Below are 11694 nucleotides of genomic sequence, written 5' to 3' on the forward strand. Positions count from 1 at the left end.
TGCGGCGCATGCAGCACACGCCCGCGGCTCCGCTGCGCCCCGGGAACGCTTGCCGGATAATCCGACCGATCACAACGACAACGAGACACGAGACAAAGTGCGCGAGGCCCACCTCCGAGATCTGATAGCCGTCATCGAAACCGGCAGCGTTCGATCCGCCGCGCGCAAGCTCGGCCTTGCGCAGGCGGCCGTCAGCAAGAACCTCACCGCGCTCGAGAAATCGCTGGGCGTGCCGCTGCTGGTGCGCTCCGCGCGCGGCGTCGAGCCCACCGAGTTCGGCCGCATCGTGCTGCGCCGCGCGCGCGTGATCGATGCCGAGCTGCGCCATCTGCAGGAAGAGCTCGAGAGCGCCGGCGGCGAGGGCCGCAAGCTGATCACGGTGGGCCTGTCGGCCACGGCCGAGGCCATGCTGCTGCCCACGGCGGTGGCGCGCTTTCGCGAGCACACGCCGAATGCGTTGATCAGCGTGCTCGGCGGCCGCTCGTCATCGACCATCGCGGCGCTGCGCGAAGCCAGGATCGACTTCGCGGTCGGCCCGCTGCCCACCGACCAGAGCCTGTCCGACCTGCACACCGAGCAGCTGTGCAGCTCCGACATGGGCATCGTCGTGCGCGCGGGCCATCCGGCCGCCGATGCGCGCGACCTGGCCGCGCTGGTGCCCTATGGCTGGCTCTACAGCGTGCAGCAGTCGGGCGGGCCGATGATCGTCACGCTGATGACCCGGCAGGGCCTGCCGGCGCCGACGCTGGTGGCGCATTGCGATTCCTCGAGCGCGCTGGTGTCGATGCTGCTGCAGAGCGACCTCGTCACGCTCAACAGCCTGGGCGGGCTGGAGCCCTTGCGCGAACGCGGGCTGCTCAAGGTCCTGCCCATCAAGCTCGATCTGCCGCCGGCCGTGCAGCATCTCGTGACGCCGACGAAGCGGCCGCTGACCCCCTCGGCCGCGGCGCTGGCCGACGAGTTCCGGCGCGCCTCGCGCAGGCTGCGGCGGTGAACGGCGGCACGCTGGCGACGCGGCGCGCGATGCTCGCCGCCATCGCGTGCGCCGGCCTGTCCGGCCGCCACGCGCTGGCCGCCAATGACACGGGCCGGCCTCTGCGCATGATCGTGCCGCAGGCCCCGGGCGGCGCCGCCGACTTCATGGCACGGCTGATCGCCAGGGAGCTGTCGAGCGTGCTCGATCGGCCGGTGGTGGTCGACAACCGCGCGGGCGGCGGCATGATCGTCGGCACGCAGGCCGTGGCCATGGCCGCGCCCGACGGCAACACCATCGGCATGGTGTTCTCGCCGCATGCCGCCAACGAGGCCATGCGCCAGCAGATGCCCTACGACGCGCTCGACGATTTCGAGCCCCTGTGCCTCGGCGGCCATTCGATCGTCGTGCTGGTCACGCAGCCGGGCTTCGCCGCGCGCGACGTGGCCCAGTTGATCGCGCTGGCAAGGCGCACCGATCCGCCGCTGCAGTACGCGTCGCTGGGCATCGGCTCGGTGTCGCACCTGGCCGGCGAGCTGCTCGCCATCGAGGCCGACGTGACGCTCGAGCACGTGCCCTACAACGGCAGCGCGCAGATCTACCGCGCGCTGCTCAACGGCGATCTGCCGCTGGCCTTCGTCACCCTGGAGAGCGCGCTGCCGCACCTGCAGTCGCAGCGCCTGCGCGCGCTGGGCATCACCAGCGCGCAGCGGGCCGCGTCCTATCCGCAGCTGCCCGCGATCGCGGAGTCGCTGCCCGGCTTCGAGCTGATCGGCTTCTATGGTTTCGTGGCACCGGCGCACACGCCGCCGGTGCAGGTCGAGGCGCTGAGCAGCGCACTCGCACGGACCCTGCAGACCCCGCAGGTGCACGACCGGCTGGCGGCCGGCGGGGTGGTGGTCTCGGTCGCGCCGCCGGCGGCCTTCGCCGCCTTCCTGCGTCAGCAGGTCGACAAGTACGCGGCGCTGTCCAGGCGCACGGGGATCACGCTGGACTGAAGCGGGCCCCGGTCCGGCCCGCTCCCGCTTCGCTCAGGTGCCTTCGATGATCCGCAGATCGCGCTCGGCGCCGTCGCCCAGCGCGACCAGCGCGGCCTGGTAGTCGGGGCTGTCGTGGGTGGCCGTAGCCTGCGCCACGCTGTCGAACTCGATCAGCACGGTGCGTTCAGCCAGGCCGTATTCGTAGGTCTTGGCGGGCAGGCCGCGTGCCAGGAAACGCCCGCCGCCCGCGGCGATGGCCGGACCGGCCAGCTTCGCGTAGGCCGCGAGTTTGTCGGCGTCCTTGACGGCACGGTATGCACTGACCCAATAGGCTTTTGCCATGTTGATTTCTCTGTAGTTGCCAAAGGCTTTCAATATAGCGGGGCAAGGCGCCTCGCGCCTCGGCCCGGCCGCAAGCCACCTACACTGCACCGGCCAATCCGCTGGCCCGCATCGCACTCCCTCCACTTTCCGCCCGCGAGGTTCCATGGCTGGTGCAACCGCTCGATGGCGCCGGTGGCGATGGCTGCTGGTGCCGCTCTTCCTGTTCGGCCTCCTGCTGTCGCTGAGCGACCTGCTCTACCGGCAGGCGGCGGCGCGGGCATCGGCCTTCGTCTTTGCCTCCTGCCAGAAGGCCTGGGCCCATCGCGGCCATGCGGCCACCGGTGGCGAGAACAGCCTGCGGGCCGTGGCGGAGGCCTTCAGGCGCGGCGCGGCCGGCGTGGAGATCGACGTGCTCTTCGACCCCGAGCTGGACGACTTCGTGGTCTCGCACGACCGGCCCTACACCCTGTTCGACGGCCGGCCGCTGCGGCTGGAAGCGGTGCTGTCGAGCGCCCCGCGCAACGGCCTCTTCTGGCTCGATGCGAAGGATCTGCGAAAGCTCTCGCCCTGGACCGCCCACCAGGCGACGCACCGGCTCAGCGCGCTGCTCGAGCGCTACGGCCTCACCGAGCGCGCGTTCGTGGAATCGAGCCAGCCGCTGTACCTGTCCTGGCTGGCCGACCAGGGCGTGCACACCAGCTATGCCATCAGCCCCAATGATCGGAAGTACGGTGCGCCGTTGTACCGGCTGCATGCGGCCTTCATGAAGCTGGCCTATGCGTTCGTGGGGGCCGATGCCTTCTCGATGAACGCCGCGCGCTACACGCCGGTCACGGCCGCCACCTTCGGCGAGGCCGCGATCCTGCTGTCGACGGTCAACGATGCCGGGCTGCTACGGCACCTGTCGGCGCTGCCCGAGGTGAAGGTCGTCCTGACGGACGACGACCACTACGCCGTCACGGCCTGCCCGAATCGCCAGTGACGGTGCCGCGACGGCCGGCCCCGGGATCGGCACCGCCCTCGAACATCGGAACTTCCCGCGCCAGACCCGCCACGCTCTCGACCGCGAACTTGACCAGCGCCGCCTGGCCCGTGATGTCGAGCTTGCGCTTCAGGCTGAACCTGTAGCTTTCGACGGTGCGCGCCGAGATCTGCAGTTCGGCCGCGATCTGGCGGTTCGACAGGCCGCGCGCGACGCCCGCGAGGATGAAGCGCTCGCGCGCCGTCAGCCGGTGGAGTCGATCTGAAGAGGCACCGCATTCGCCGACTCGCCGGTGCATCAACTCGGGACTGAAATAGCTGCCGCCGCCGACGACGACGTGGATCGCACCGACGAGCTCGTCGGCCGGTGCGTGCTTCAGCACGTAGCCCCTGGCGCCGGCCCGGAACGCGCGCTCGAAGTAATCGAGGCTGCCATGCATCGACAGCACGATCACGGCCATGCCGGGGAGTCGCTGCTGGCAGCTCTCGGCCAGCTGCAGGCCCGTCATGCCGCCCATGCCGATGTCGGTCAGCAGCAGCGACGGCGAATGCATCAGCGCGAGGCTCAGGCCATCCACCGCGTTGTCGGCCTCCGCCACGACCCGGAAGTCCGGAACCGCCTCCAGGCGTGCCCGCACGCCTTCGCGAACGAAGGGATGGTCGTCGACCAGCAGGATGCTGACGGTGTCGCACTGGCTCATCGAAGTCCCTTCGTGCTTCGCACTGCGCTGCGAGCTTGCCTGGGGCGGCCCGGCGCGGCGCTCATGCCGCGCCCCTCGGCTCCAGCACCGCGGTGACCGTGGTCCCGGCAGCCGTGGAGTCGATGGACAGCGTTCCGCCCAGCATCAGCATGCGCTCCCGCATGTGGCTGAGTCCCGATCCGCCGTCGCCACCGGCATGCGCGCGCTGCGGGTTGAATCCCTTGCCGTCGTCGCGAACGCTCAGGATCACGCGCCGCGACGCGGACAGCAGCACCACGTCGATGCGCTGCGCGGCCGCATGCCGCCGCGCATTCGTCAATGCCTCCTGGCAGATGCGGAACAGCGCCGTTCCCTGCTGCGGCGTGAGTTCGCCGCCCGCGCCGTGGGCCGAGAAGCGAACCCGCGGGCCGCCCTCCTCGCCGATCGCCAGCACCATCGATCGCAGCGCCGCCGCCAGGCCCAGGTCCTGCAGCGCGGCCGGCCGCAGGTCGTTCGAGATGTGGTGGATCTCGAGCAAGGCCTGGCCCAGGCGCTCGAGCGCGCGCTGCAGGAACGACTGCGTCGAGCCCAGCTTGCCGGGCAGGACGGCCGCGGGTCCGGCGGCCCGCCCCTGCGTCGCCATCGCGGTTTCGAGCAGCCACTTGATCGACACCAGGATCTGGCCGATGCCGTCGTGCAGGTCGCGCGCCACCCGCGCCCGCTCGTCCTCCTGCGAGCGCACGACGCGGCGCGCGAGCTGTCGCAGCGCCTCGGTCGCGCGATGCTGGTTGCGCAGGTTCAGGGCCAGCCCGGTGCCGCTGATGAGCAGGATGCACAGCACCGACACGGCCAGCAGCACCAGCAGCCCGCCATGGATGTTCGCCCGCGCCCGTGCATCGAATTCCCGGATGCTCTTCTCGATGTCGTCGACATAGAGGCCCGTGCCCAGCATCCAGCGGTACGGCGACACCGGCTCCACGTAGCCGAGCTTGCGCACGGTGCGCCGCTCCGAGGGCTTGTTCCAGTAGTAGTAGACGAAGCCGCCGCCCTGGTTGCTCGCGGCCACCAGGTCCTTGATGGGCGTGCCGCCGTAGGGATCGCGCATCTCCATCAGGTCCTGGCCGACCAGGTCGGGCTGCCGCGGATGCATCAGGTTGCGGCCCTTGTCGTCGTAGAGGAAGAAGTAGCCGTCGGTGCCGAAGTCGAGGCGCGACAGCAGGTCGGCGAAGCGCCCGGATCGTTCGTCCGTCTCGCCGCCTTCGAGCTGCTCGCGCGATGGCAGGGCACTGCGGGCGAGCTTCACGTAGCCGCGCAGCTCGGCCATCTTGCTCGCGATCAACGCGTCCTTGAGCAACCGGTGCTGCTGGTTGCTGAGCTCGATCGAATAGAAGTAGACAGCCAGCAGGATCGCAGCCAGGGTGAATGCGGTCGGCACGAGCGTGAGCAGCAACGTGGTCTTGCTTTTCATCTTTCCCATCCCTCTTCCGTTCGAACACCGCGATATTGCACCGCGATCTCCCGCGGACGCCATGCAATGCGCCGGCGAATATTTCGCGTAGGACTACGCGGGGAGAAGTCCTCTGAGTGCGTGGCGGCACGGTCCGCAGAATTTCCCGGGTCGCCAGCACGACGACACAGCACCGATTCCTTTCATCGTGCCCCGAGGGAGAAAACCACATGCACCATCACACGCGCCGCCCCGCGCTGCTGTCAGCGATCGCACTCGCCGCGCTTCTGACCGGTTGCGCCCTGCCGCCGCCATCCGCCAGGCAGGTGCTCTCGACCGACCGGATCTATCCGGCGATCGGCCCGTACTCGCAGATGGTCGCGCACGGCGGCCTCGTCTATCTCTCGGGCGTGCTCCCGCTGGATGCGAAGGGCACCGCGACCCAGGGCACCACCATCGAGGAGCAGACCAAGGCGGTGCTCGACCACATCGGCGAGAAGCTCGCCTCGCAGGGGCTCTCGCACGCCGACGTGCTGATGAGCACGGTCTACATGAAGGACCTGAACGACTTCGCCGCGATGAACCGCGTGTACGGCGAGTACTTCAAGAGCCAGCCGCCCGCGCGCGCCACGGTGCAGGTGGCGAGGCTGCCGCGCGACGTGCTGATCGAGATCGCGGTCGTCGCCGGAAGAAGGTAGCGCCGCCACCGGATACCCGCTGTCCATTCATTCATCGAGCCAACGCAGGGAGAAACACAATGCATCCAGCCGAGCCACGCACGCAAGCCGCCAACGCGCATCCGGACCTTTCGGTTCGAGCGGCCGACCGATGGTCCGCCAAGCGACGGGATTTCCTGCGCGTGCTGGGCGCGGGCGCCGGACTCGCCGCGCTGGGCCAACTCTCGGGCTGCGGGGGTGGCGACGGCGGCGGCATCGCCTTCGCGGGAACGCTGCCCACCGCGGCCGATCAACTGCGCCTTCGCCTGCTCGAGGACGAAGCCTTCTGGACCCAGGTCCAGGGCATGTTCGTGCTCAACCCGGCGAAGACCTTCATGAACATCGGCACCGCGGGATCGATGCCGAAGCTGGTGCTCGACCTGTTCGACGAGGAGAACCGCGCGAAGGCCAGGGAATCGGCGAGCGGCTACACCGACCTCATGGAGCAGCGCAAGGCGCTGGCGCCGGCCTTCGGGGTCGACCCCGACGAGCTGGCGCTCTCGGCCAACACTTCCTCGGGCATGTGCCACGCGATCCTGGGCCTGGACTGGAAGAGCGGCGACGTCGTCGTGACGACCAACCACGAGCACATCGGCGGCGACACGCCGCTGTGGATCGCGCAGGCCCGCTACGGCATCGAGGTGTCGAGGGTGGAGCTGCCGGTGGGCAACGCGCAGCGGGCCTCGGACTACGCCGATCTCTTCGAGCAGCGCATCCTCGAACTGCGCAACGCGGGCAAGCGGGTGCGCGCCATGATGTGGTCCTCGCCCACCTACAAGACCGGCACCATGCTGCCGATCGAGGAACTGATGACCGTCGTCAGGAAGTACGAGCTGATCAGCATCGTCGACGGCGCGCATCTGCCGGGCATGATGCATTACGACTACGCCAGGCTCGGCATGGACTTCATGTCCGGTGCCGGCCACAAGTGGCAGTGCGGGCCCGGATCGACCGGCATCCTGATCGTGCGCAACAAGATCCGCGCGGCATCGAACCCGCTGCCCCTGCCGACGTGGTATCCCGTTCACACCTCGAGCTTCGCCAAGCCGATGGCGCGCAGCACCAACCAGACTGCGACCTACGACATCGCCGCGCAGGTCAGCGTGTGCGGCAGCATGCATCTGCCGCTGTGGAACGGGCTGGTCAAGGCCGGCCAGCTCTGGGACCAGATCGGCCGCAAGAAGATCGAGACCTACGACCTGGCCCTGGCGAGCTACCTCAAGGAGCGCATCGCCGAGAAGTGGGGCGTGGACCGGCTCTACTCGCCCAAGGACGATCCCAGGCTGCTGTCGGCGATCACCTCGTTCAATCCCTTCGTGAACCCGGCGGACATCGGCAACAGGGAGAAGTCCGCCAGCTTCGTGGCCAGGCTCATGAGCGACCACGCGCCGGGCTTCCTGATCCGCAACGTCGATGTCCCGGTCATCGGCGCCACCCAGCGGCACTGGGCCGTGCGGGTGTCGACCCACCTGTGGGCGGACGCGGCGGATATCGACCGGCTGGTCGAGGCGATGTGGGCGACCTCGCGCGCCATGGCCTGAAGCAAGCCGCCGCCTACGCCGCGATCTCCCCGCGCTCGACCAGCAGTTGCCGGATGTCCTTCTTCGCGATCTTCCCGTAGCCCGACTTCGGCAAGGCCTCCCAGAAGAACACGTGGTGCGGCCAGCGGTAGCGCGCACAGCGTCCGTCGAGGTGCGCGATCAGCGCATCGCAGTCGATCTGCGTGCCCTCGCGCCGCACCACCACGGCCACGCCGACCTCGCCCCACTTGGGATCGGGCACGCCGAGCACCGCCACCTCGGCCACCGCGGGATGCGTGAGCAGCACCTCCTCGACCTCGCGCGGGTAGACGTTGGAGCCGCCCGAGATGTACATGTCGGACTCGCGGCCGGTGATGTAGAGCAGGCCGCGCGCATCGAGCCGGCCGAGGTCGCCGGTGTGGAACCATCCGCCGCGCAGCGCCTTGCGCGTGGCCTCCTCGTTGCCGTGGTAGCCCGCGAACACGGCGGGGCCGCGCACGCAGATCTCGCCGACCTCGCCCGTGGGCAGGCGGCGCAAGTCGGCATCGAGGATCGCCACCTCCATGCCGGTGCGCGCGCGGCCGCACGAACCGATGTTGGCGTTCGGGTCCTCGTCGTCGGCCGAATGCATGGCGGCGGGCAGCACCGTGATGTTGCCGGTGACCTCGCCGAGCCCGAAGTACTGCACCAGCACCTTGCCGAGCTTCTGCAGCGCGAGCTTCTGGTCGGCGCGGTACATCGGCGCGCCCGCGTAGATCACATGGCGCAGCGAACTGTGGTCATAGCGGTCGACCGCCGGATGCTCGACCAGCATCTTGACGATGGTCGGCACGGTGAAGAGGTTGCTGACGCGATGCGCCTGCACCGAGGCCCAGAAGGCCTCGGGGTCGAGCTTCTCGCTGGCCGGCAGCACGGTGGCCGCGCCGCGCGCCACGTTGAGCAGCGCATGGATGCCCGCGCCGTGCGACAGCGGCGCGACCGCGATCGAGCGGTCGTGTTCGGTCGTGCCCGGGATCAGGTCGGCCAGGTGGTTGGCGACCACGAAGGCCATCTGCCCGTGCGTGAGCACGCCGGCCTTGGGCCGACCGGTGGTGCCCGAGGTGTAGAAGAACCACAGCGGGTCGTCGCGGTCGACGGTCTCGTGTTCGGACTGCGCTGCGTCGTGCGCCTCGTGCGCGCGCAGCAGCTCCTCGTACGAATGCTCACCCTCGCGCGCGCGGCCGATCGCGACCACGTGCGCGAGCGCCGGCGAGGCCGCGCGCACCGCGTCGGTGTGGCCGGGGAAGATGTCCTCCACGATCATCGCGACCGCGCCGCTCGATGCGCCGAGGTAGGCCACCTCGGGCGGCGTGAGCCGGAAATTGGTCGGCACCCAGACGCAGCCGAGGCGGAACGCGACCCAGCAGCTCTCGAACATCTGCAGGTTGTTGCGCGACTGCACGAGGATGCGGTCGCCCTTCTTCAGTCCGAGCGCGCGCAGCGCCGCGGTCATCGCGGCCACCCGCGCTTCGATCTCGCCCCAGGTCCAGCTGCGGCCGCCTTCCTGGATGAGGCCCGGCCGCTCGGCAAAGAGCGCGGCCGTCTGCGTGAGCAGCCGGCCCAGGTTCATCGCCTGCGCCGCACTCACGAGGCCGGCTCCAGGATGCTGAGGTAGCTGGCCACCGCCGAGCCGCCCATGTTGAACACCGCGCCCATGCGCGTGCGCTCGACCTGCATGCCGCCGGCCGTACCCGAGAGCTGCATCGCGGCCATCACGTGCTGCGACACGCCGGTGGCGCCGATCGGATGACCCTTGGACTTGAGCCCGCCCGAGGGGTTGACCGGCAGCCGGCCGTCCTTGCGCGTTACGCCGTCGAGGATCACGCGCGCGCCCTCGCCGTGCGGCGCCAGCCCCATGGCCTCGTACTCGAGCAGCTCGGCGATGGTGAAGCAGTCGTGCGTCTCGACGAAGCCCAGGTCGTCGAGCGAGGCGCCGGCCGAGGCCAGGCCCTTCTTCCACGCCATGGCCGCGCCCTCGAACTTCGTCGGATCGCGCCGCGACATCGGCAGGAAGTCGTTGACGTGCGTGCGCGAGCGCCAGCGCACCGCGGGCACCCTGGCGCCCGCGAGCGGCTCGGTCGACAGCACCAGCGCGGCCGCGCCGTCGGACACCAGCGAGCAGTCGGACCGCTTGAGCGGTCCCGACACGAAGGGGTTCTTGTCCGAGGGCGTGCGGCAGAAGTCGAAGCCGAAGTCGCGCCGCATGTGGGCATAGGGGTTGTGCATGCCGTTGGCGTGGTTCTTGGCCGCGATGGCCGCGAGCGCGTCCGACTGGTCGCCGAAGCGCTCGAAGTAGTTGCTCGCGATGCCGCCGAAGATGCCCGCGAAGCCGGCCGGGTCGGCGCCCTCCTCCTTCACGTACGAGCACTTGATCAGCGTGGCCGCCACTTCGGGCGTGCGCAGGCCGTTCATGCGCTCCATGCCGATCACCAGCGTGCGCTTCATGCGGCCCGCGGCCATGGCGTCGAGCGCGGCCCAGATCGCGGCCGAGCCGGTGGCGCAGGCGTTCTCGCAGCGCACGGCCGGCGTGTGGCGGAACTCGGGCATGGCCACCGCGGGCAGCGCGGCCGTGAAGTCCTGGCCGACGAAGCCGGCGTTGAAGTGGCCCACGAAGATGCCGTCGATGTCCTCGGCCGCCACGCCCGCGCTGTCGAGCGCGGGTTGCACGGCGTCGCGGATGAGCTGCTCGAGCTCGGCGTTGTCGAGCTTGCCGAAGGGGGTGTGGCCCCAGCCGACGATGTAGGCGTTGTCGTTGCGCATGATGTCTCCTGGAAGGAATGGAAAGCGGGGATTCAGGGCACGGCGGGCCGCGCGGGCACGGGCCGGCCATGACGTTGTACCAAGGTCAGCGCGATCGTGCCGGCCGCGGCCGCGAGCACGCCCGTGGTGAGCGACAGCACGGCGGCGCTGCCGCTGCGGTACATCAGGCCCATCCAGCCGCCGCAGAGGAAGGCCGCGCCCGCGAAGATGAAGCCGCCGAGCGCCGAGGCCGCGCCGGCCTGCAGCGGGAACGGCGTGGCCATGCCGACGTGGCCGCAGGGCTGGTGGATGCCGTAGGCCAGCAGCATCAGCCACAGGCCCGCCGTGAGCGTGCCGGCCGTGTGCGCGCCGGCAAGCTGCGGCACCACCAGCAGCAGCGCGGCCAGCAGCGACAGGAAACCCGCGCGCCGCACCGAGGTCACGATGCCGTGCGCCGCGATCCAGCGCCGGCACAGCATGGTGCCCGCGAGGTAGGTGACCGAGGCACCGCCGATCACCAGCCCGAAGCCCACGCGCGAGACACCGAAGGTCTCGATGAAGAGGTAGGCCGAGCTCGAGAAGAAGCCGAAGTTGGCCGCGTAGCCGAAGGCGTTGAGCAAGGTCCACGACTGGAAGGCCGGATCGCGCGCGATGCGTGCATAGCCCGCGAGCAGCGGGCCGAGGCGCAACGCATCGGGCTTGAGCGCGCGCGCCGTCTCGGGCACGCGCGCGAGCACCAGCAGCGCGCCGGCCAGGCCGCACAGCGCCATCGACCACAGCGTGGCGCGCCAGCCCAGGGTCTGGGCCAGCAGCGCGCCGGTCACGGGTATCAGCATCGTGAGGCAGGCCAGCACCGACATCGCGACCGTCATCACATGCGTGCCGTGCTGCTGCTCGAACAGGTCGCGCACGATCGCGCGGCCGCAGACCATGCAGGCCGCGATGCCCAGGCCCTGCGCCGCGCGCGCGGCGATCAGCACCTCGATGTTCGGCGCCATCGCGCCCACCGCGGCGCCCGCCGCGTACAGCAGGAAGCCCGCCACCAGCACCGGCCGGCGGCCGAAGCGGTCGAAAGCCGGGCCCCACAGCAGCTGGCTCAATCCGAAGCTGAACACCAGCACCGCGAGCGTGAGCTGCACCACGCCCACGCGCGCCGCGTACTCGTTGCGGATCGCGGGCAGCGCCGCGAGGTAGAGGTCGGTGCCCAGCGGCTGGACCGCGGTCGAGAGCGTGACCACGCCGACGACCAGCGCCGGCCCCATCGCAGCGACTGCGGCGACAGCGCCGGTCTTCAC

The 11694-nt window shown here is 70.1% G+C and carries 11 protein-coding genes; 5 read left to right on the top strand and 6 right to left on the bottom strand.

The window, feature by feature from the left end:
- Positions 1-97 precede the first annotated feature (97 nt).
- Positions 98-994 carry a LysR family transcriptional regulator gene (locus AC07RM_RS03250; RefSeq protein WP_057594162.1) on the top strand — a complete coding sequence of 299 codons (897 nt, stop codon included), beginning with the start codon at positions 98-100 and terminating at the stop codon, positions 992-994.
- Complete coding sequence (locus AC07RM_RS03255; protein ID WP_495332943.1) at positions 991-1971, top strand: tripartite tricarboxylate transporter substrate-binding protein; 981 nt, start codon at positions 991-993, stop codon at positions 1969-1971. The genes AC07RM_RS03250 and AC07RM_RS03255 overlap by 4 nt, the downstream gene beginning before the upstream one ends.
- 33 nt (positions 1972-2004) lie before the next feature.
- Here AC07RM_RS03255 and AC07RM_RS03260 read toward each other — a convergent pair whose 3' ends face one another.
- Positions 2005-2295: a DUF1330 domain-containing protein gene (locus AC07RM_RS03260; RefSeq protein WP_093347137.1), complete on the bottom strand. Its 291-nt coding sequence runs from the start codon at positions 2293-2295 to the stop codon at positions 2005-2007.
- A gap of 145 nt (positions 2296-2440) precedes the next feature.
- On the opposite strand from AC07RM_RS03260, the gene AC07RM_RS03265 reads away from it, so the two are divergent.
- Positions 2441-3259: a glycerophosphodiester phosphodiesterase gene (locus AC07RM_RS03265; RefSeq protein WP_495332945.1), complete on the top strand. Its 819-nt coding sequence runs from the start codon at positions 2441-2443 to the stop codon at positions 3257-3259.
- Here AC07RM_RS03265 and AC07RM_RS03270 read toward each other — a convergent pair.
- On the bottom strand, positions 3234-3959 hold the full coding sequence (locus AC07RM_RS03270) for a response regulator (RefSeq protein ID WP_495332947.1): 726 nt from the start codon (positions 3957-3959) through the stop codon (positions 3234-3236). The two genes, AC07RM_RS03265 and AC07RM_RS03270, sit on opposite strands and share 26 nt — an antisense overlap.
- 61 nt (positions 3960-4020) lie before the next feature.
- Entirely contained in the window at positions 4021-5406 is a 1386-nt protein-coding gene (locus AC07RM_RS03275) for a cache domain-containing protein (RefSeq protein ID WP_495332949.1), read from the bottom strand.
- Positions 5407-5615: 209 nt separating this feature from the next.
- Between AC07RM_RS03275 and AC07RM_RS03280 the strand changes: the two genes are divergently transcribed.
- Entirely contained in the window at positions 5616-6083 is a 468-nt protein-coding gene (locus tag AC07RM_RS03280; protein ID WP_431514350.1) for a Rid family detoxifying hydrolase, read from the top strand.
- Between the two features lie 59 nt (positions 6084-6142).
- The gene (locus AC07RM_RS03285) at positions 6143-7642 is read left to right on the top strand and encodes an aminotransferase class V-fold PLP-dependent enzyme (RefSeq protein ID WP_495332952.1); all 1500 of its coding nucleotides are present in this window, start codon (positions 6143-6145) and stop codon (positions 7640-7642) included.
- A 13-nt stretch (positions 7643-7655) separates the two neighbouring features.
- On the opposite strand, the gene AC07RM_RS03290 is transcribed toward AC07RM_RS03285, so the two are convergent.
- From AC07RM_RS03290 to AC07RM_RS03300, 3 genes are read right to left on the bottom strand one after another with little or no spacing between them, the layout of a single operon-like run.
- Positions 7656-9230 carry an acyl-CoA synthetase gene (locus AC07RM_RS03290; protein ID WP_495333414.1) on the bottom strand — a complete coding sequence of 525 codons (1575 nt, stop codon included), beginning with the start codon at positions 9228-9230 and terminating at the stop codon, positions 7656-7658.
- 14 nt (positions 9231-9244) lie between these two features.
- Positions 9245-10420, bottom strand: coding sequence for an acetyl-CoA acetyltransferase (locus AC07RM_RS03295; RefSeq protein ID WP_495332954.1), 1176 nt, complete (start codon positions 10418-10420; stop codon positions 9245-9247).
- Between the two features lie 32 nt (positions 10421-10452).
- On the bottom strand, positions 10453-11694 hold the full coding sequence (locus AC07RM_RS03300; protein WP_495332956.1) for an MFS transporter: 1242 nt from the start codon (positions 11692-11694) through the stop codon (positions 10453-10455).

This window comes from Variovorax sp. GW821-FHT09B05 (genome assembly GCF_059418265.1).